This window comes from Hymenobacter agri (assembly GCF_054778495.1).
The window spans coordinates 1-19,992 of sequence record NZ_BAAGZM010000019.1 but is presented as its reverse complement, the minus strand read 5'-3'; the positions used below and the strand labels follow the sequence as shown (position 1 = coordinate 19,992).

The window sequence follows — 19,992 nt, the reverse complement described above, 5'->3', positions numbered from 1 at the left end:
GGGCGCGCCGAACCGGGCGCTGGCGGGCCTGTCGCTCGGCGGCCTGCAAACGCTCTACGCCGGCATCCGCAACACCGACCTGTTTCAATATCTGGGCGTGTTCAGCTCGGGTTTCTTTGCCAACAACGCGGCCCTGGCCGACCCGCAGTACGCCTTTATGAAAGCCAACGCCGGCACCATCAATACCAACCTCCGGCAGTTGTGGCTCTCGATGGGCGGGCCCGAAGACATTGCCTACGCCAACAACAAGGCGATGCGCGCCCGGCTGGACGAGCTCGGCATTCGGTACGCCTATAGCGAGTACCCCGGCGGCCACACCTGGCCCGTGTGGCGGCACGATTTGTACCTGTTCGCCCAGAAGCTGTTTTAGGCCGCTTGGGCGATGAATACACAGAACGTCATGCTGAGCTTGTCGAAGCATCTCTACCGCGAAGAGTAATTCATTTACTACTACTGCGGTAGAGATGCTTCGACAAGCTCAGTATGACGTTCAAAAAAGATTTTCTGGCTCATTCATGCTCTGCTGCTTTTGCTATGAAAAACATGCTTCTGGCTGTTCTGCTGGCCCTGGCGGCCTGCCCGCTCGTGCGGGCGCAGAACCCCATCATCCGGGACGTATTCACGGCCGACCCGGCGCCGCTGGTGTACCACGACACGCTGTTTTTGTACACCGGCCACGACACGGCCTCGGTGAAGGAAACCAACTACAAGATGCCCGACTGGCGCATCTACTCCACCACCGACCTGGTGCACTGGAAGGACTACGGCTCGCGCCTGTCGCCCCACACCTTTGCCTGGGCCACCGGCGATGCCTACGCGGCGCAGTGCGTGTACCACAAAGGCAAGTTCTACTGGTTTGTATCCACCTTTCACAAGAAGGACGGCAACAGCCAGGGCGGCGCGGCCATCGGCGTGGCGGTGTCGGACCGGCCCACCGGCCCTTTTCGGGATGCCATCGGCAAGGCGCTTATCGTGAATGAGATGACCACCGATAAGCCCCACGCCTGGGACGATATTGACCCCACCGTTTTCATCGACGACGATAAGCAGGCCTACCTGTACTGGGGCAACCTAAGCTGCCGCTGGGTGAAGCTGAAGGACAACCTGACGGAGCTGGCGGGCCCCATCACGGTGCTGAATATCAAGAACTATATCGAAGGCCCCTGGGTGTACAAGCGCAAGAAGCTGTACTACCTCGTGTACGCCGGCAACGGCACCAAGCCCGAAATGATTGAGTATTGCACGGCCCCCAGCGCCACCGGGCCGTGGACGTACCGCGGCATCCTGCAGGAAAACGTGCCCAACAGCTTCACCACGCACCCGGGCATCATCGACTACAAGGGCAAGAGCTACTTCTTCTACCACAACGGCGCCCTGCCCACCGGCGGCAGCTACCGCCGCTCCATCTGCGTGGAGGAGCTGCGCTACAACCCCGACGGCTCCATTCAACCCATTGTGCAAACGACCCGTGGCGTGGGTCCGGTGAAATGATGTATAGCCAGCTCTCCCACAAATTCGGCCCGGCCCGCTGGGTGGCCTTGAAAAGCTGCTGCTTGCTGCTGCTGGCTGGGCTCTGCCTGCTGGGTGGGCCGGCGCGGGCCCAGACCCCGGCGGCCCACAATCCTATCGTGTACGCCGACGTGCCCGACTTATCGATAATTCGGGTGGGGCGCACCTACTACATGAGCAGCACGACGATGCATATGAGCCCCGGCGTGCCCATCATGAAGTCGACCGACCTCGTGAACTGGCGGCTAGTGAGCTACGCCTACGACACCCTGGCCAGTACCGACGCCCTGAACCTGGCCCACGGCAAGAGCACCTACGGGCGCGGCTCCTGGGCCAGCAGCCTGCGCTATCACCAAGGCACCTACTACGTGAGTACCTTCTCGCAGAGCACGGGCCGCACGCACATCTACTCCACCAAAAACATCGAGCGCGGCCCTTGGAAGGCCGTTTCCTTCCGGCCAAGCTTGCACGACCATTCCCTGTTTTTCGACGACGATGGCCGCGTGTACATGGTGTTCGGCAGCGGCAAAATCCAGCTGGCCGAGCTCAGCGCCGGCCTGTCGGGCCTGAAGCCGGGCACCACGCCGCAGGTGCTCATCGAGAATGCCAGCGCCCCCGCCGGGCCCAACCCCGGCCTACCGGCCGAAGGCTCGCAGCTATTCAAAGTCAACGGCAAATACTACCTCTTCCACATCACCTGGCCGAAGGGCGGCATGCGCACCGTAGTGGTGCACCGGGCCGATAAAATTACTGGCCCCTACGAGGGCCGGGTGGCCCTGCAGGATTTGGGCGTGGCTCAGGGCGGCCTCGTCGATACGCCCGATGGGCAGTGGTATGCCTACTTATTCCGCGATTTTGGGGCGGTGGGCCGCATTCCCTACCTGGTGCCGGTGCGGTGGGAGAGTGGCTGGCCGGTGCTGGGCAACCCCGCCGGCAAAGTGCCCGAAACGCTGCCCTTGCCCGCCAACAAAAGCCTGATTCCGGGCATCGTGGCTTCCGATGAATTTGCGCGCCGGGCAGGCGAGCCAGCCCTGCCGCTAGTGTGGCAGTGGAACCACAACCCCGACAACCGCAATTGGTCGCTAGCCGAACGCCCGGGCTACCTGCGCCTGCGCACCAGCCGGGCCGATACCTCGTTTCTACTGGCCCGCAACACGCTCACCCAGCGTACCATCGGTCCGCAGTGCGCCGGCAGCACGGCCGTGGACGTGTCGCACCTGCAAGCCGGCGACTTTGCCGGCCTTGCCGTGCTGCAGCGGCGCTACGGCCTGCTGGGCGTGCAGGCCAGCGCGGGCGGCAAAGCCATTGTGATGGTCAGTGCCGAATCGGAGAAGCCGGTGGAGCTGCAGCGCCTGCCGCTGCACCAGGATAAGGTGTATTTCAAAATCGAGTGCGATTTCCGGGACCGCAAGGACGTGGCCACCTTCTTGTACAGCCTCGACGGCAAGGCCTGGCAGCCTGTGGGCGGGCCGCTGAAGATGGCCTACACGCTGCCGCATTTCATGGGCTACCGCTTCGGGCTGTTCAACTACGCCACGCAGGCGCCGGGCGGCTACGCTGATTTTGACTATTTCCGCATCACCGATAAGCTGACTAAATAATTGTTCGGCGAGCGCCTCACCAGCACGAATAACTTATGCTAAAAAACATAAAACTTTGGCTGCTCACGGTGCTGGCCCTGTCTGCCTTGCCGTCGGCCCACGCCCAAAATCCACTCATCACCGACCAGTTTACCGCCGACCCTTCGGCGCGGGTGTTCAACGGGCGGGTGTACGTGTACCCTTCGCACGATATCCGGGCCACGCCCGGGCGCGGGCGAGCCGGCTGGTTTGTGATGGAGGACTACCACGTGTTTTCTTCCGCCAACCTCACCGACTGGACTGACCACGGTGTCATCGTCACCCAAAACAAGGTGCCCTGGGTGAAGCCCGACAGCTACAGCATGTGGGCGCCCGATTGCGTGTTTCGCAACGGCAAGTACTACTTCTACTTTCCCTCCGCGCCTCGCGACACGGCCATCAGCAAGGGCTTCACCATTGGCGTGGCCGTGGCCGGTAAGCCGACGGGCCCCTTCGTGCCGCAGCCGCTGCCCATCAAGGGCGTGCGCGGCATCGACCCCAACGTGTTTATCGACAAAGACGGCCAAGCCTACCTCTACTGGTCGCAGGGCAACATTTACGGCGCCCGGCTGAAGGAGAACATGCTGGAGCTGGCCGAAGAGCCCAAAACCCTGAGCGAGCTGCCCACCAAAGGCCTGAAGGAGGGCCCGTATGTGTTCGAGCGCAAGGGCGTGTACTACCTCACTTATCCGCACGTTGAGAACAAGACCGAGCGGCTGGAATACGCCACCAGCACCAGCCCGCTGGGCCCGTTCACGGTGCGGGGCGTGCTCATGGACGAGTCGCCCACCGGCTGCTGGACCAACCACCACTCCATCATCGAGTTCAACAAGCAGTGGTACCTGTTCTACCATCACAACGACCTGTCGCCGCAGTTCGATAAAAACCGCTCTATTCGGCTCGATAGCCTGTTTTTCGAGCCCGACGGCCGCATCCGGAAAGTAACACCCACCCTGCGCGGCGTAGGCCTGACCAGCGCCCGCCAGAAAATCCAGCTCGACCGCTACAGCCGCCTCAGCCCCGCGGGCGCCTCCATCGCCTTCCTCGACACAGCCAACCGCTTCGGTGGCTGGAAAACCGTGCTGACGGGTCCGCAAAGCTGGGTGCAGTACAACGGCGTAGCCTTTACCGGGGCTAAGACGAAAACGCTGACACTTCGAGCTGCTTCAGCCGCGGGAGCTACGGTGGAAGTTCGCCTCGACGGAGTGAAGGGGCCAGTTTTGGCCCGGGTGGCGGTGCCGGCCGGCCAGGCCTGGCGGGAAATGAAAGCTCCGCTGGCAGTTTCTCCAACCGGCACGCACACGCTGTTTGTGGTATCGCAGGGCAAGGGCGCGGCTGCAGAAATCGACTGGGTGCGGTTTGAGTGAGCGGGCACTCCGTACTTGCTTGAGCGTCATGCTGAGCTTGTCGAGGCATCTCTACTGCGCAGCTAATCCCGACGATTGGGTTTACTACTGCGGTAGAGATGCCTCGACAAGTTCAGCATGACGTTCTCTTTTTTTCACAATCTACTTTATCGGCACCAGTATCAGGGCCGAGTTGCCGGGCAGCTGCACGCCGCTGGTGACTTCCAACACGTCGAGGCCGTCTTCGTTGATTTGGTCGCCGCGGAGTACCACTTTGTAAGTGTCGCGGGGCAGGGCCAGGCTGTCGGCGCTGCGCTTGCCGTTGAAAATGACGATGATGTCCTGCCAGCTGTCGCCGCCGGCGTGGTCTTTCAGGCGGTAGGCGATGACGCCGGGCTTGGCGGGCAGAAACTCCAGGTGCTGCTGCACCAGCGCGGCGGTGGACAGGCGGAAGGCCGGGTGGTTGCGGCGCAGGCCCAGCAGCTTGCGGTAGAACTCGTACACCGGCAAGTATTTGGCTTTGCGGGCCCAGTCGAGCTGGTTCACGCTGTCGGGCTGGTTGTACGAGTTGGAGGAGCCGCCTTTGGTGCGCAGAAACTCGTCGCCCACCGGCAAGAATGGCACGCCCTGCGAGGTAAAAACGATGGTATTGCTCAGCACGTCCATCTTGATGAGCTGCGCCTCGGTGGCGCTGGGGTTCGACACGCTGAGCTTGTCCCAGAGTACCCGGTCGTCGTGACAGGCCACGTAGTTGATGGCCTGCGCGGGCGAGTTGGCCCAGGCCGCTTTCGAGTAGTTCACCTTGCTGTAATCGAGCTGCGGGTGCTGGGTAGCGCCCGCGATGCCGAACTTCACGCTCTCCTCCAGGCCGGGCTGGCCGCTGGCGAAGCCGGGCTCGGTCTGGCGGGCGTAGTGGCCCTTCACGCCGTCGCGCAGCTCGTCGCCGAAGGCCGCGATGCGGTCGATTTTCAGGATGTTGGCCTTCACGGCGCGCTCGGCTTCGGGCAGGGGCGAGGGGCCGGCGGTCCAGCCCTCGCCGTAGATGAAAATGCTGTGGTCCTGCTGGTCGAGGGCCACGCGCACGGCGCGCATGGTTTCGAGGTCGAGCACGCCCATCAGGTCGAAGCGGAAGCCGTCGGCGTGGTACTCGCGGGCCCAGTACGCCACCGATTCCACGATGAGCTTGCGCACCATGGGCCGCTCGGAGGCCACTTCGTTGCCGCAGGCGGTGGCGTTGCTCAAGGTACCGTCGGGGTTGTGGCGGAAGTAGTAGCCGGGCACGAGCTGCTCAAAATTGCTGCGGCCGGCATCGGCCACGTGGTTATACACCACATCGAGCACCACGCGCAGGCCCGCGCCGTGCAGGTTCTCCACCAGCTGCTTGAACTCGCGGATGCGGGCGGCCGGGTTGGCGGCATCGGTCGAGTACGAGCCTTCGGGCACCGAGTAGTTCAGCGGGTCGTAGCCCCAGTTGTAGCGGTTGGCGCGGGCGGGCTCGGCTTCGTCGATGCTGGCGAAGTCGTTGGTGGGCAGCAGGTGCACGTGCGTCAGGCCCAATTCAACCAAATGGTCGAGGCCGGTGCTCACGTTGTCGGGGCCGTGGGTGCCGGTCTGGGCCGCGCCCAGAAACTTGCCCTTGTGGCGCACGCCCGACTGCGGGTGCATGGTCAGGTCGCGCACGTGCACCTCGCCAATCACGATGTCGGTGGTTTGCTTCAGGGCCGGGCGCAGGTCGGTATCCCAGCCAGCCGGCTGCGCGATGGCGGGGTTGAACACGGCCCCGCGGCGGCCGTTGAGGCCCACGGCGTGGGCGTAGGGATCGGCCACTTCGGCCATTTTCTTGCCCCCGATGGTGGCCTGCACGGTGTAGAAGCCGGTGGTGCCGGCGGGCAGGGCGTAGGTCCAGGTGCCTTCCTGGGCTTTGGTCATGGCGTAGTCGGTCAGGGGCGCGCCGCCGGTACCGGCCGCGTACAGCTTCAGGTGCAGGGCTTCGGCGGTGGGGGCCCACACGCGCAGGGTAGCCTGCTTGCCCTGCCAAGTCAGGCCCAGGTCGGGGCCGTGGTACACGGGGTAGCTGGCGAAATCGGGCAGGGGTGGGGCGGCCGGGGCCGGGGCAGGCGAGAGCAACACGAGCAGCAGCGGTAGCAGACGAATCATAAGGGCAAAGGTCGGGCTTGAGGGCCGAAGTCAGGAAAGGATGACCGGCCCGAAGTAGTTCAGGCCAACTACGGAGTGGTGCAAAATCGGTCGCAAGTAGTTCCGAATCATCTTCACGGCAATCAGTTCGTGGCCCGTTTCCCAGCCGATGAAACCTGCGCCGCCGTCGATACAATGCCCGGCGCGGTCGTTTTCGGCCCGCCTGCCCGCGGCCAGGCGGCTATGTTTGTTTGGTAAATCCCTCCCGCCCTTGCCCATGCTCACGCCCCGCCGCTACCTTACGCCCCTCATTCACGTGCTGGTGTGGGGGCTGTTTGGGCTGATTTTCCTGCTGTTTCAGCCGCTCACCGGGCGGCTCACGATGCCGCCGCAGTTCTGGCTGAAGCAGGGGCTGATGTTCGGGGTGTGGGTGAGCACGTTCTACCTCACGGCCCGGGTCACGGTGCCGCGGCTGCTGTTCGGCGGGCGCACCGGCTGGTTTGTGTTGGCACTGGTGGGCACCACAGTGGCCGTGCTGGCCTTCAGCCGCTTCCTCGAAACGGCCCTGAATCTGCCCGCGCTCATGGATAAGGCCTTTATGGCCGCCGCGGGCCGGCCCCGGCTGCCCCGCACCGGCCCGCACATCGATACGATGGGCTTACTCACTACCATGTTCGTGCTGGGCATCAGCACCTGCATCACGGTGGTGCAGAAATGGCAGCACGACGCTCAGATTCGGCAGACGCTGGAGCAGCAGCGCGTGCAGTCGGAGCTCTCGGTGCTCAAGGCCCAGATTAACCCGCACTTCTTCTTCAACACGCTCAATAACATCTACGCCCTCACCCTGCTCGACGGCGAGCAGGCCCGCGAAGCCATCCATCGCCTCTCGCGCATGATGCGCTACGTGCTCTACGACACGGCCGGCGGCCTCACCCTGCTCAGCCAGGAAATCGCCTTCGTGCAGGATTACATCACCCTCATGCAGCTGCGGCTTGATGAGCGTGTAACGGTCACGTTCGAGAAGCCCGAGCCTGTGCGCGACGTGCCCGTGGCCCCCATGCTGCTGCTGCCCTTCCTCGAAAATGCCTTCAAGCACGGCGTGGCCGCCACCCAGAAAAGCAACATCTTCATTGGCCTGCGCCAGCCCGCGCCCGACGTGCTGGAACTGGAAGTGCGCAACACCCTGCTGCCCGCGCCCGGCACCGACCTGGCCGGCAGCAACGGCATCGGCCTGGCCAACACCCGCCGCCGCCTCGACTTACTCTACCCCGGCCGCTCTACGCTACACGTCGAGCCCCATACGCCGGCGCAGGAGTTCCGCGTGCACCTCACGCTGAAGGTCGCGTAGGAGGGGGGGGATGTTTTTAGTGTTAGGTGTTCGGCTGTCATCCCGAGCGCAGCGAAGGACCTTATCAAGCCAGAACAGTTAGCAGTAAATCAATCGTAACAGCAGTGATAAGGTCTTTCGCTGCGCTCAGAATGACAGCCGAATACCTCCTACCCCACACCCTCATACCCTAATATAATGACCACCCTGCCACCCCTCCGCACCATTGCCGTCGATGATGAGCCCCTGGCCCTGGGCCTGGTAGCCTCCTTCGTGCAGAAAACGCCGTTTCTGGAGCTGGTGGGCAAGTTTGGCAGCGCTGTGGAAGCCCTGAAATACCTGCACGAGCACCCCGGGACGGTCGATTTGGCATTTCTCGATATTCAGATGCAGGAGCTGAACGGGCTGGAGCTGGCCCGCGTGCTGGGCCCGAGCGGCCCGCGCGTGGTGTTCACCACCGCTTTTCCGCAGTATGCCCTCGACGGCTACCGCGTCGATGCCCTCGACTACCTCGTCAAGCCCTTCAACTACGAGGAGTTTCTGCGGGCCGCGGGTAAGGCCCGCGCTTACGCCGAGCTGGTAGCGGCCCCCGCGCCGGCCGCCGCCCCCGCCGCCGAGGAAGAAGAATACCTCTTTCTCAAAGCTGAATACCAGCTCGTGCGCGTGGCCCTGAGCGACATTCTCTACGTGGAAGGCCTGAAGGACTACGTGAAGGTGCACCTGAAAAGCACGCCGCGCGCCCTGCTCTCGCTCATGAGCCTGAAGGCGATGGAAGAGAAGCTGCCCACCCGGCGCTTCATGCGCATCCACCGCTCGTTCATCGTGGCGCTCGACAAGATTGAGGCCGTGCGCCGCCTCACCGTGCAGATTGGAGCCGTCACCATCCCCGTGGGCGACCAGTATAAGGAAGCGTTTCTGCAGTTTCTCAGTCGCTGGAGCTGAGCGTGCTGTTGCGCCCGGGCACCGTCTACTGCCTGCGTTCGGGCAGTGAGCTCCCAATGAAACAGGCGTCTGGCACGCTGCGGCATCATTCCGGTTGGTTTTGTTCGCTACAACTCATTGGGGCCGTGCAGCGTGGCCACCCCCAGCGGGTTGCCGCTGCCAGTAGCGTTTTGCATAGGCATTCCTGCCCGACCTTATATAGCAGACACCATCGTTCGGAACGAAGTATACTCGAAGCCCCTGCTGCAGCAGGGGCTTTTTTACTATGGCCAAACAGGACTATGCTTATATGAAGTTGAGCTGAAGACACGGCTCCGGCCATGTGGTTTGCACTGTTTTTAATTATAATATTTTAATAACTCGCGGCATATAAATAGTATTGGTGCATCTCGCTAGTTTTACTGTCTGTGTGCCCACCCAAGGCTTTTCACTTATTCCCTTCAACACCGTTGTTTATGCAGCAAACCTGTACAGTCTTTTCTTCTTTCTGCAGCCGTGCTTTGGCGCTGCTGCTGGTAGTGCTTCCGCTGGTTGGGCGGGGGCAGGTGGCCATTACTCCCGGCGGAGCTCCGGTGGTGCAGCCGTTTACGGGCATTACTTCCGCCATGCCTACTGGCTGGCGCATTTTTAGTTCAGCCTCCGTGCGTAACGTGGATGCCTGGACGAGCGCCGGCACTTCCATCCCCAATACTGCCGGGCCCGGCACTACAATTTCAACGGGGGGCGTGTACAACTTCGGCAACGGCACATCTACTTCCACTACCGACCGGGCCGTTGGCGGGCTCACCAGCACAAGTGGCTCAAAGGGAACCAACGTCTATGTTCAGCTGCAAAACAGCAGTGCCACCACGGCCATCTCCACATTCGGCATCAGCTACAACGTGAATAAGTATCGCCTTGGGTCTACCATGGGGGGGTACTCCATACAGCTGTACTATTCAACCAACGGTACTTCTTGGACGAGTGCCGGCAGCAACTTCCTGACAAGCTTTCCAGCGGATGCAACGGTAGGAACGGCCATTCCCAACCCGAGCCCAATCAGCAGTACGCCGGTTTCGGGCCAAACGCTAACGCTGGCGACTCCGCTCGCCGCCAATGGTACCTTGTACCTGGCCTGGAATTACTCCGTGACGACGGGTACGACAACCTCCAATGCGCAGGCCCTTGGTATTGATGACGTCTCGATTGCTGCTAACCCGCCGTCTATTACCACGCTCACCCCCAACACGACTACGGTTGGCAGCAGCGACTTCACGATGACGCTGGACGGAACAGGTTTTCAAAGCGGAGCCACCGCTTACTTCAACGGTACAGCGCTGACCACGACGTTCGTTTCGGCCACGCAACTCACGGCCACGGTTACGGCAGCACTGGTAGCAACCGTCGGTACCTACCCCGTGGTCGTTAAGAATTCCAACGGCGCTGCTTCCAATGCCATCAACTTCACCGTGACGGCGGTTGCCCCCGCTAACGCCGTGACCACCACGGCCATTCCGGCCACTACCTATTGCGTGGGCGCGTCGGGCACGGCTGTATCGGTTCCTTTCACCTCTTCGGGTACCTACTCCGGCAATACCTACACGGCCTACATCGGCAGCACCAGCATCGGTACGCTGGTGAGCGACCAGAACTCCGGCACCATCAGCGCGACCATTCCCAGCAGCCTGGCCTCGGGCAGCAGCTACCGCATCCGCGTCGACGCCAGCAACCCCGCTACCACCGGCTCCGACAACGGCGCCAACCTGACGGTGGTGAACTACCAGACGAACAACGTGACGGCGTTTGTGGCCACGGCCGGCAACGCCCAGGTACCCCTGACCTGGGCCAACCCCACCGCCTGCCTTACCCGTACTGTGGTGGTGGCCAGCGCCGCGGCTATTACGGCCGTACCCAATGGTTCCTTCACCGCCAATGCCGCTTTTGGCAGCGGTACCGACCTGGGCGGCGGCCAGTTTGTGGTGTACGACGGCACGGGCACGGGCGTCACGGTGACAGCGCTTACCAACGGCTCGCCGTATTTCTTCAAGGCCTTCACCACCAACGGCGACGGCTTCAGCACGGGGGCCACGGCAACGGCGACGCCCGCGGCGCCCGTGGCCACACTCACGGCCAGCACCTCGCCGGCCACTACGCCCACCTCTGTAAGCCTGGCCACGACGTCGCAGGGTACTCCCTCGGCCGCCAAAACCTACACCCTGACCGGCGCCAACCTGGGCACTGCCGATGTGACCGTGACGGCTCCTGCGGGTTTTCAGGTATCCACCACGTCTGCCTTCACCGGCATCACCACCGATGCCAACAGCCTGACCCTCACGCCCAGCAGCGGCAGCATCAGCCAAACGGTGTACGTGCGCCTGTCGGGCCAGGTAGCCGGGGCCTTGTCGGGCACTGTCGTGAACACCAACGGTACGCTTACGGCCAACGTGTTGGTGTCGGGCACCGTAGCGACGACGGCCACCGAGCCTACCCTGCAGCCCACCGTGACGGTGAGCAATGTGGGCTTCACCCAGGCCGACATCACGCTCAGTGGCGGCAACGGCCAGAAGCGGCTGGTGGTGCTGCGCACGGCTTCGGCCTCGGGCTTCACTGCTCCCGCCGATAATGCGACGTACACGGTCAGCACGGTGTTGGGCAGCGGCAACCTGCAGGGTACCGGCAACTACATCATGGTAGCCGATGGCACCACCACGACTGCTACGCTGACCAACCTGACGCAGAATGTGAGCTATACGGTGTCGGTATACGCCTACAACGACGACAACGTAGCCGGCCAGGAGAATTACCTCACCACGGCCCCCGGCACGGCCAGCCTGACGACCATCCCCACGCCGACCGTGTATTACGCGAAACCTACCGGCGACCTGAACTCGCTGGCCACGTACGGCTTCAATACCGACGGCACCGGCCAGTCGCCGCCCAACTTCACCGCCACCGGCAAAACGTATACCGTGAGCGGTACCAACCGCACCATTTCGGGGGCCTGGACGGTATCGGGCACCGGCTCGAAAGTGGTGCTGGCCTCCGGCGCCAGCTTCACGGTGCCGACAACTTTTGCGTACACCGGCACCATCGACCTGCAGGGCACCGCCGTCCTCACGCTGCTCAACGCAACGATTCCGACGCTGGGCAGCCTGGCCGCGGGCAGCACGGTGGATTTTGCGCAAACCGGTACTACCACCGTTCCCATCGTCACCAATGGCTACGGCAACCTGAAACTCACCAACGGCACCAAGCGCTTCTTTGGCAGCAACTCTGCCACCACCGATATCTACGGCAACCTCACGATTGAGAACGTCGCCAACGTAGGCGGCGCCAGCACCACCATCTTCGCCTACCTCAACCTGTTTGGCGACCTGTCGCTGTTGGGCACCACCACCTTCGACCCGAGCGCGACCCGCAAGCTGACGCTGGACCTGCAAGGAGTAACTACGCAGACGGTGGCCGGCAACGGCAACACCCTGAGCTTGTTCCGACTGTTCGTGAGCAACAGCGCTACGCTTTCCGACGCCAACGGCGGCACCATTGTGGAACTGGGCAACACTAGCAGCAACGGCGGCGGTATCGATATTGCCTCGGGTAAAACGCTGGCGGTGAATAATAATACGGTGCGCTTCATTGCCGGAGGCAACGCCGTTATCAGCAGCGGTACGGGCACGTTCACGCTCTCGCCCGGCTCGTCGCTGAACCTGGAAACGGCCAACACCAACTTCTCCATTGGTACCCTGCGCCTCACGCCGGGCGCTACCACGCTCAGCAACCTGCGCGTATCGCACACCGCGGGCGACTACCTCGATGTGACGCAGTCGCTGACCGTGACCAACTCACTGGTGCTCGACGGCCAGGGTATTCTGGATATTGGCGCCAACCAAACGCTTACCCTCAATGGCACCGTGAGCGGCACCGGCAACCTGCGCGGCTCCGCTACCAGCGACGTCGTGATTGGCGGTACGGGCGCATTAGGCACGTTGCGCTTCTTCAACGGCACCTCCACCCGCCAGCTCCGCAACCTCACCCTGAACCGCGCGTCGGGCACACTTACGCTGGGCTCGCCGCTGACCGTTAACGGCGTATTCGCGCTGACCAACGGCATCATCAGCACCAGCGCGGCCAACCTGCTCACGCTCGGCTCCGCCGCTACCATCAGCGGCGGCAATGCTACTAGCTTCGTGAATGGCCCGCTGGCGCGCGTTACCACCGGCCCGGCCACTACGGTGTTCCCCATCGGTAAGGATGCGGCCTACCGCCCCCTCACGCTGAACGCGGCCGCCCAAACCAGCACCACCACCTACACCGGGGAGATATTTAATACGTCGGCGCGCACCACTGGTATCGATGCCCCGCTCACGCGCGTGTCGAACATCCGCTACGCCACGCTCACCCCCAATGCCCAGCCCAGCGGCTTCAGCGGCACGCTCACCATGGCCTTCGATGTAGATGACTACGTAACCGACCCGCAGGACAACACCCTGGTGATGGCCAAGCGCAACGGTAGCGCCAACTGGGTAAGCATCGGCCGCACTACTGCTAATGGCAGCGCCGCTACTGGCAACGTAGCTGGCGACCTCACGTCGGATGTTTTCACGTCCTTCTCCGATTTCGCGCTTGCCAGCACGGCCGCTACCGTGGGCAACAGCCTCGGCAGCAACCCACTGCCTGTCGAGCTCACCGCCTTCAGCGCCCAGCGCCAGCCCGACAAAGCAGTTTCGCTGAAATGGAACACCGCCAGCGAGAAAAACAGCGCCCGCTTCGAAGTGCAGCGCAGCCTCAACGGCCGCGAGTATCTGCAAGTAGCTTCGGTAGCGGCGCAGGGTGCCAGCACTCAGGCCACGGCCTACGCTGCTTTCGATAAAAATGCTCCCGCCGGCCGCCTCTACTACCGTCTGCGTCAGGTCGACCTCGACGGCAGTAGCGCCTACTCGCCCGTCGTGACGGTGGCTAGCGCGGACGAAAGCACCAAGGTAGAGCTCTATCCCAACCCGGCCCACAGCCGCATCAGCTTCATTGCCGCAGCTGCTACCCCTTACCGCGTGCTCAGCCAACTGGGTCAGCCCCTGTTGCGCGGCACCACCGAAGCCGGCACCGCCAGCATCAACATCGAAACCCTGCCCATCGGCCTTTACTTCCTGGAGCTGCAAACCGCCGCCGGCCGCACCGTGCAGAAGTTTGAGAAGCAATAGTCTCGATTTAAGCCACAAAAAAGCCCCGTGCGATTTGCACGGGGCTTTTTTTATGTTCTTAAGGAAATGGCTCAACCGCCCACGGCAGCTTATACCGAGAAGCTCTCGCCGCAGCCGCACTCGCGCGAGGCGTTGGGGTTATTGAACTGGAAGCCCTTCCCGTTGAGGCCGTCGGAGAAATCCAGCTCGGTACCGGCCAGGTAGAGGAAGCTTTTCATGTCGACCACCACGCGCACGCCCTTGTCCTCAAATTCCTGGTCCATGGGCCGCACTTCGTTGTCGAAGTCCAGCTTGTAGCTCAGGCCCGAGCAGCCGCCGCCAGCCACCGAAGCGCGCAGGCGATAGGTTTCATCAAGCTGCGCATCATGCATCAGGCGCGTTACTTTTTCTTTAGCTTTATCCGATACGGTAATCATGGCAGTAGGAGCGGGGCCGCGTTGGCTTAGAAGTAAGCCGAATGGGACCGCAATTTAGACAGATTATAAACAAGACGACGAATTTCTTTGTTCGCTCGCCCACCAAATAAGTTTTGCCGCCGCTTACGAGCTCGGGTTCAGTACCACGCTGAACACAGTAATCGTGTTCAAATCGCGGCCGAAATAGAGCTTGTCCAGCGCCTCATATACATTGTGCGCCCGGAAGTAAGACGTTTGCAGAGTCTGCTCGCCCCGGGCGCGCCATTGCAGCGTGTACGAGCTTTCGGTGTCGCGGTAGCTGCGCACGTAAGCCAGCATTTTTTCCAGGCATTCCACCTTGTCGCGCCCCGTTTCGTAGCGAAACAGGAAGCTCTGCTGGTGCCGCGGGTTTACCGTAATCAGGTCGAGCCGGGTCTGGCCTTCCAGCTCCCGAAACTCAAACTGCAGCTGCGCCGGCTCCAAGCCCAGATACTGCCGAATCTCGCGCTCCAACCGGTCAATGTCAAATTCGTCCATGTGTTAATGAAGAATGAGGAATGAAGAATGAGGAATGAAGAACCGGCCGCGAAGCCAATTCTTCATTCCTCATTCTTCATTCCTCATTAAAAACTAGTGGTGCGACAGCTCCAGCGCGGGCAGGCCGTTTTTCACGCGGTAGTCCGAGATGGCCGACTTGATGGCATCCTCAGCCAGCACCGAGCAGTGGATTTTTACGGGCGGCAACGCCAGTTCTTCCACAATCTCCATGTTGTCGATGGCCAGAGCCTCGTCAACCGTTTTGCCTTTCAGCCACTCCGTTGCGAGCGACGACGAGGCAATGGCCGAGCCGCAGCCGAACGTCTTGAACTTGGCGTCGGTGATGGTATTGGTGGCTTCGTCCACCTCGATTTGCAGACGCATTACGTCGCCGCACTCGGGGGCACCCACGAGGCCGGTACCTACGTTTTTCTTGCTTTTGTCCAGCGTGCCCACGTTGCGGGGGTTGCTGTAGTGGTCAATTACCTTATCGGAGTAAGCCATTTCGCTTCGCTTAATTAAGAATGAATAATGAAGAATGAGGAATTGAAGCTAATGAGGCACAGAAGCAAATTCTTCATTCCTCATTCTTCACTCCTCATTGAATTAATGTTCGGCCCACTCGATTTTGCTCAAGTCGACGCCTTCCTTGAACATCTCCCACAGAGGCGACATTTCGCGGAGCTTGGTCACGGCTTCTTTTACGTGATTGATGGCGTAGTCGATTTGCTCGTCGGTGGTGAAACGGCTCAGGCCGAAGCGCAGGCTGCTGTGGGCCAGGTCGTCGCTCAGGCCCAAGGCCTTGAGTACGTAGCTGGGCTCAAGGCTGGCGCTGGTGCAGGCCGAGCCCGACGATACGGCCAAGTCCTTCACGCCCATCATCAGGCCTTCGCCTTCCACGTACTTGAAGCTGATGTTCGTCACGTGCGGCAGACGGTGCTCCACCGAGCCGTTGATGTAGCTTTCTTCCAGCGTGGTGAGCTCTTTTTCGAGGCGGTCGCGCATGGCGCTCAGGCGAGCGGTGTCGGCGGCCATTTCGAGACGGGCCAACTCGCAAGCCTTGCCCAGGCCCACAATGCCGGGCACGTTGAGGGTACCCGAGCGCATGCCGCGCTCGTGGCCACCGCCGTCCATCTGGGCGGTCACTTTCACCCGGGGGTTCTTGCGGCGCACGTAGAGGGCACCCACGCCTTTCGGGCCGTACATTTTGTGGGCCGTGAAGGCCATGATGTCGATGCCATCGGCTAACACGTCAACCGGGATTTTGCCAACGGCCTGGGTGCCGTCCGTCATGAACAGGGCGCCGTGGGCGTGGGCAATTTTGGCGATTTCGCGGATGGGCTGGATGGTGCCCGTCTCGTTGTTGCCGTACATGATGGTCACGAGAATGGTCTCGGGCGTCATGGCGGCTTCGAGGTCGGCGAGGCTAATGAGGCCTTTTTCGTCGACGGGCAGGTAGGTTACCCGGCCGCCGAGCTTCTCGATGTGCTTGCAGGTATCGAGCACAGCTTTGTGCTCGGTGGTGCAGGTGATGACGTGGTTGCCTTTCTGGCTATACATCTCGAACACACCCTTGATGCCCAGGTTGTCCGACTCGGTAGCGCCCGACGTGAAGATGATTTCCTTCGAGTCGCAGTTGATGAGCTTCGAAATCTGCTCGCGGGCGTAATCCACGCCTTCCTCAGCAGCCCAGCCGAAGGGATGGTTGCGGGAAGCCGCGTTGCCGAACACGTCGGTCAGATAAGGCATCATGGCCTCCAGCACGCGGGGGTCGAGCGGCGTGGTGGCGTTGTTGTCGAGGTAAATAGGGAGCTTCAGCATTGCGCGCAGCGGTATAGCAAAAAGATAAACCAATGGAGAACTGGTCGGCCCTTAGAACACGGTTCGGGGGCAATCAGTTTTCTTTGGTCTCACAAAAGTAGACACAATCTAAATAAGGAAATGCGCCGACTTCCGGCAACGGCGCGAAATGCTTGGTAAAACGGCTTTTTCGACCCGGCCAGCGGCCTTCGCTTCCACAAAATCCCACCTATGCTCACCAACCTCGAACACCTCGGCCTAGCCGTGAACGACCTCGAAGCCGCCACTTCCCTCTACACCACGCTGCTCGGCGTGGGGCCCTATAAGAAGGAACACGTGGACAGCGAGGCCGTGGATACCGTTTTCTTCCAGGTCGGCGGCTCGAAGATTGAGTTGTTAGCCGGTACCTCGCCCGACAGCGCCATCACGAAATTTCTGGCCAAAAAGCCCGAAGGCATTCACCACGTAGCTTTTGAAGTCGACGACATCCGGGCCGAGATGGCGCGGCTGAAAGGGGAAGGCTTCGTGCTGCTGAACGAAGAGCCCAAGCGCGGGGCCGATAACAAGCTGGTGTGCTTCGTGCACCCGAAAAGTGCGGCCGGCGTATTGGTGGAGCTGTGCCAAAGCATCAAGTAGCGCGCACTTTTAGTCCGCGAATGGCCTCGCAAATGGTCTGATTATTCCCATTGTAAATTCAATCGCGGACTAAAAGTCCGCGCTACCTCGTATGAACCGTTTCCAACAAGAAGTTGATGCTGCCGTGGATGCTCTGCTGCTCCAGCAGGTCATTCTATACCCGACCGATACCGTATGGGGCGTGGGCTGCGATGCCGAAGCGCCGCCGGCCGTTCAGGCCCTGTATAAGCTGAAAGGCCGCGAAGCCGGCAAGCCTAGCATCGTGCTGGTGGCCGACTGGGCCATGCTGCAGCGCTACACCACCAACGTGCCCGCCGAGTTGGAAGCCATGCTGGCTGCCGACACGCGCCCCACCACTTACATCCTGCCCGCCAGCCGCACCATCGCGCCCGAGCTGGTGGGGCCCGATGGCACCGTGGGCCTGCGCGTGCCCAAAGACGAGTTTTGTTTTAAAGTAGTGCGCCGCCTGGGCCACGGGCTGGTGTCGACTTCGGCCAACAAAGCCGGCGAGCCCACGCCGGCCGTGTATAAGGAAGTGGATGCGGCCATTGTGCGCGGTGTCGACCACGTGGTGGGCTGGCGGCAGGACGACGACTCCCGTACCGCGCCTTCGCGGGTAGTGCGGCTTGGGGCCGATGGCCAACTGGAAGTAGTACGGCCCTAGGCGGAGTACCCCGAAATTTCATTTCGGCCCGCCGGAATGAGACCGGACCAACGGCGCGCCCGGGCCGAAATGAAATTTCGGGGTACACGTTCTGCGGCCAGCGCCGAACTTTGCGGGCATGAACACGCCCACACTGCCCGACCTGCCCATCTTTCACACCATTGCCGAAGCGGCGGCCGAACTGGGCCAGCCGGCCTACGTCATCGGCGGCTATGTGCGCGATTTGGCGCTGGGCCGCGACAGCAAGGACATTGACGTGGTGACGGTGGGCGACGGCATTGCCCTAGCGCAAGCCGTGGGCCGCCGACTGCCCGGCAAGGGCCGGGTGCAGGTGTTCAAGAACTTCGGCACGGCCATGCTGCCCACCAAGGAAGCTGGCGACATTGAGTTTGTAGGAGCCCGTAAGGAGAGCTACCGCGCCGAAAGCCGTAAGCCCGAAGTAGAGGCCGGCACCCTGGAAGAAGACCTGGCCCGCCGCGACTTCACCATCAATGCCCTCGGCCTGAGCCTGAACCCGGAGAACTTCGGCGAACTGGTGGACCGCTACGAAGGCATGAAGGACTTGGCCAGCAAAACCATTCGCACGCCGCTGGGGCCCGATGTGACGTTCTCCGACGACCCGTTGCGCATGATGCGCGCCGTGCGCTTCGCCTCGCAGCTGAACTTTGACATTGAGCCCGATACCTTCGACGCCATTATTCGGAATAAGGACCGGATAAAGATTGTGTCGCAGGAGCGCATCACCATTGAGCTGAACAAAATTATCGAGTCGCCCACGCCCAGCTACGGGTTCAAGCTGCTCTTTCAGACGGGGCTGCTGCAGCTCATCTTCCCGAAGATGGCGCTGCTGCACGGCGTGGAAAAAGTAGGCCAGCACGCCCACAAGGACAACTTTTATCACACCCTGCAGGTGCTCGACAACGTGGCTAATGCCAGCGGCGACCTGTGGCTGCGCTGGGCCGCCGTGCTGCACGACATCGCCAAGCCCGCCACCAAGCGCTACTTCCCCAAAGTGGGCTGGACCTTCCACGGCCACGAGGACAAGGGCGCGCGCTGGGTACCCGGCATTTTCACCGACCTGAAACTGCCGCTGGGAGAGGAAATGCGCATGGTGCAGAAGCTGGTGCGGCTCCACCTGCGCCCCATCGCGCTGGTGAAGGAAACCGTAACCGACTCGGCCGTGCGCCGCCTGTTGTTCGAGGCCGGCGACGACATTGACCGCCTGATGCTGCTGTGCCGGGCCGACATCACCAGCAAAGACCACACGAAGAAGGAGCGGTACCTGCGCAACTTCACGCAGGTGGAGGAGAAGCTGAAGGAAGTGGAAGAAAAAGACCACCTGCGCAACTTCAAGCCCGTCATCACCGGCGAAATCATCATGGAAACCTTCGGCCTGAAACCCTCGCGCGCCGTGGGCGAGCTGAAGGAAGCCGTGATGGAAGCCATTCTGGAAGGCACCATTACCAACGAAATGGAGCCGGCAATGGCTTTTCTGCTGGCCCAAGGCGCGGCTAAGGGCCTGACGCCGGGAGGCGCAGCGGCTATCCCGGCTCAGGCCTAAACACTACGGCTGCGCGTATAGCCGGGCCAGCGTTTGTCGGAGCAGGGCCGGCCCTTCGGGGCCGTACAAAAAGCCGTGCTCGCCCTGCGCTACCGGTTGCAACTTCCAGCGCCGGGCCTGAGCCGGACGGCCATCGAACGTCGCCTTGACGGCGGCATACGGAAAAGTCGTGTCGTCCTTAGCACTGAGCTGATAGCAGGGCTTGCCCTGGCCCAGCTGGCCGTAGGAGGCACCCAGCGGCAGCCGGGAACCCGGCGAAAACGCGTAAAACCCCCGGAACGCGGCGGGCCGCTGGCTGGCAAACCACAGGGTCGCGCTGCCGCCGTTGCTCATGCCGCCCAGC

Annotated in this window: 17 protein-coding genes; 10 read left to right on the top strand and 7 right to left on the bottom strand. The window is 61.9% G+C overall.

Annotated features, from left to right (window positions below; translation table 11 throughout):
- The 4 genes from ACYVDE_RS02440 to ACYVDE_RS02425 form a co-directional block, all read left to right on the top strand.
- Positions 1–370 (top strand): alpha/beta hydrolase (locus ACYVDE_RS02440; protein ID WP_460499891.1); only part of this gene is annotated, 370 nt, incomplete at its 5' end.
- Between the two features lie 164 nt (positions 371–534).
- Positions 535–1,491 (top strand): glycoside hydrolase family 43 protein, encoded by a 957-nt coding sequence (locus ACYVDE_RS02435; RefSeq protein ID WP_460499890.1) that lies wholly within the window; start codon positions 535–537, stop codon positions 1,489–1,491.
- Positions 1,491–3,110 carry a glycoside hydrolase family 43 protein gene (locus tag ACYVDE_RS02430; protein ID WP_460499892.1) on the top strand — a complete coding sequence of 540 codons (1,620 nt, stop codon included), beginning with the start codon at positions 1,491–1,493 and terminating at the stop codon, positions 3,108–3,110. Before ACYVDE_RS02435 ends, ACYVDE_RS02430 begins: the two co-directional genes overlap by 1 nt.
- Positions 3,111–3,145: 35 nt before the next feature.
- On the top strand, positions 3,146–4,495 hold the full coding sequence (locus ACYVDE_RS02425; protein ID WP_460499889.1) for a family 43 glycosylhydrolase: 1,350 nt from the start codon (positions 3,146–3,148) through the stop codon (positions 4,493–4,495).
- A gap of 141 nt (positions 4,496–4,636) precedes the next feature.
- Here ACYVDE_RS02425 and pulA read toward each other — a convergent pair whose 3' ends face one another.
- Together pulA and ACYVDE_RS02415 are read right to left on the bottom strand one after the other, a co-directional pair.
- Positions 4,637–6,631 carry a type I pullulanase gene (gene pulA / locus ACYVDE_RS02420; RefSeq protein ID WP_460499888.1) on the bottom strand — a complete coding sequence of 665 codons (1,995 nt, stop codon included), beginning with the start codon at positions 6,629–6,631 and terminating at the stop codon, positions 4,637–4,639.
- Between the two features lie 30 nt (positions 6,632–6,661).
- On the bottom strand, positions 6,662–6,895 hold the full coding sequence (locus ACYVDE_RS02415) for a hypothetical protein (protein ID WP_460499887.1): 234 nt from the start codon (positions 6,893–6,895) through the stop codon (positions 6,662–6,664).
- Between ACYVDE_RS02415 and ACYVDE_RS02410 the strand changes: the two genes are divergently transcribed.
- The 3 genes from ACYVDE_RS02410 to ACYVDE_RS02400 all read left to right on the top strand — a co-directional run bounded on the left by ACYVDE_RS02410 (position 6,888) and on the right by ACYVDE_RS02400 (position 14,056).
- On the top strand, positions 6,888–7,958 hold the full coding sequence (locus ACYVDE_RS02410; protein ID WP_460499886.1) for a sensor histidine kinase: 1,071 nt from the start codon (positions 6,888–6,890) through the stop codon (positions 7,956–7,958). The genes ACYVDE_RS02415 and ACYVDE_RS02410 overlap by 8 nt on opposite strands.
- Positions 7,959–8,135: 177 nt before the next feature.
- Positions 8,136–8,879 carry a LytR/AlgR family response regulator transcription factor gene (locus ACYVDE_RS02405; RefSeq protein ID WP_460499885.1) on the top strand — a complete coding sequence of 248 codons (744 nt, stop codon included), beginning with the start codon at positions 8,136–8,138 and terminating at the stop codon, positions 8,877–8,879.
- A gap of 518 nt (positions 8,880–9,397) precedes the next feature.
- Positions 9,398–14,056 carry a T9SS type A sorting domain-containing protein gene (locus tag ACYVDE_RS02400; protein WP_460499884.1) on the top strand — a complete coding sequence of 1,553 codons (4,659 nt, stop codon included), beginning with the start codon at positions 9,398–9,400 and terminating at the stop codon, positions 14,054–14,056.
- An 89-nt stretch (positions 14,057–14,145) separates the two neighbouring features.
- Here the strand turns inward: ACYVDE_RS02400 and ACYVDE_RS02395 are convergent, their stop codons facing one another.
- From ACYVDE_RS02395 to ACYVDE_RS02380, 4 genes are all read right to left on the bottom strand, one after another.
- On the bottom strand, positions 14,146–14,472 hold the full coding sequence (locus ACYVDE_RS02395; RefSeq protein WP_460499883.1) for a HesB/IscA family protein: 327 nt from the start codon (positions 14,470–14,472) through the stop codon (positions 14,146–14,148).
- Positions 14,473–14,595: 123 nt separating this feature from the next.
- Complete coding sequence (locus ACYVDE_RS02390; RefSeq protein WP_460499882.1) at positions 14,596–14,988, bottom strand: hypothetical protein; 393 nt, start codon at positions 14,986–14,988, stop codon at positions 14,596–14,598.
- 93 nt (positions 14,989–15,081) lie between these two features.
- Positions 15,082–15,492 (bottom strand): Fe-S cluster assembly scaffold IscU, encoded by a 411-nt coding sequence (gene iscU / locus ACYVDE_RS02385; protein WP_190923982.1) that lies wholly within the window; start codon positions 15,490–15,492, stop codon positions 15,082–15,084.
- 102 nt (positions 15,493–15,594) lie between these two features.
- Positions 15,595–16,809, bottom strand: coding sequence for a PLP-dependent aminotransferase family protein (locus tag ACYVDE_RS02380; protein WP_460499881.1), 1,215 nt, complete (start codon positions 16,807–16,809; stop codon positions 15,595–15,597).
- Positions 16,810–17,019: 210 nt separating this feature from the next.
- On the opposite strand from ACYVDE_RS02380, the gene mce reads away from it, so the two are divergent.
- From mce to ACYVDE_RS02365, 3 genes are all read left to right on the top strand, one after another.
- Positions 17,020–17,424 carry a VOC family protein gene (gene mce / locus ACYVDE_RS02375; RefSeq protein WP_460499880.1) on the top strand — a complete coding sequence of 135 codons (405 nt, stop codon included), beginning with the start codon at positions 17,020–17,022 and terminating at the stop codon, positions 17,422–17,424.
- Positions 17,425–17,515: 91 nt separating this feature from the next.
- Entirely contained in the window at positions 17,516–18,088 is a 573-nt protein-coding gene (locus ACYVDE_RS02370; protein ID WP_460499879.1) for an L-threonylcarbamoyladenylate synthase, read from the top strand.
- Positions 18,089–18,206: 118 nt separating this feature from the next.
- Positions 18,207–19,649, top strand: a complete 1,443-nt coding sequence (locus tag ACYVDE_RS02365; RefSeq protein WP_460499878.1) for a CCA tRNA nucleotidyltransferase — start codon at positions 18,207–18,209, stop codon at positions 19,647–19,649.
- 3 nt (positions 19,650–19,652) lie between these two features.
- Here ACYVDE_RS02365 and ACYVDE_RS02360 read toward each other — a convergent pair.
- A partial coding sequence (locus tag ACYVDE_RS02360) for a hypothetical protein (protein ID WP_460499877.1) occupies positions 19,653–19,992 on the bottom strand: 340 nt, incomplete at its 5' end.

Excerpts from the sequence above, each read along its gene's own strand:
- ACYVDE_RS02435 (WP_460499890.1), top strand. The coding sequence starts at position 535 with ATGAAAAACATGCTTCTGGCTGTTCTGCTGGCCCTGGCGGCCTGCCCG.
- ACYVDE_RS02430 (WP_460499892.1), top strand. The coding sequence starts at position 1,491 with ATGTATAGCCAGCTCTCCCACAAATTCGGCCCGGCCCGCTGGGTGGCC.
- ACYVDE_RS02425 (WP_460499889.1), top strand. The coding sequence starts at position 3,146 with ATGCTAAAAAACATAAAACTTTGGCTGCTCACGGTGCTGGCCCTGTCT.
- pulA (WP_460499888.1), bottom strand. The coding sequence starts at position 6,631 with ATGATTCGTCTGCTACCGCTGCTGCTCGTGTTGCTCTCGCCTGCCCCG.
- ACYVDE_RS02410 (WP_460499886.1), top strand. The coding sequence starts at position 6,888 with ATGCTCACGCCCCGCCGCTACCTTACGCCCCTCATTCACGTGCTGGTG.
- ACYVDE_RS02405 (WP_460499885.1), top strand. The coding sequence starts at position 8,136 with ATGACCACCCTGCCACCCCTCCGCACCATTGCCGTCGATGATGAGCCC.
- ACYVDE_RS02395 (WP_460499883.1), bottom strand. The coding sequence starts at position 14,472 with ATGATTACCGTATCGGATAAAGCTAAAGAAAAAGTAACGCGCCTGATG.
- ACYVDE_RS02390 (WP_460499882.1), bottom strand. The coding sequence starts at position 14,988 with ATGGACGAATTTGACATTGACCGGTTGGAGCGCGAGATTCGGCAGTAT.
- iscU (WP_190923982.1), bottom strand. The coding sequence starts at position 15,492 with ATGGCTTACTCCGATAAGGTAATTGACCACTACAGCAACCCCCGCAAC.
- ACYVDE_RS02380 (WP_460499881.1), bottom strand. The coding sequence starts at position 16,809 with ATGCTGAAGCTCCCTATTTACCTCGACAACAACGCCACCACGCCGCTC.
- mce (WP_460499880.1), top strand. The coding sequence starts at position 17,020 with ATGCTCACCAACCTCGAACACCTCGGCCTAGCCGTGAACGACCTCGAA.
- ACYVDE_RS02370 (WP_460499879.1), top strand. The coding sequence starts at position 17,516 with ATGAACCGTTTCCAACAAGAAGTTGATGCTGCCGTGGATGCTCTGCTG.
- ACYVDE_RS02365 (WP_460499878.1), top strand. The coding sequence starts at position 18,207 with ATGAACACGCCCACACTGCCCGACCTGCCCATCTTTCACACCATTGCC.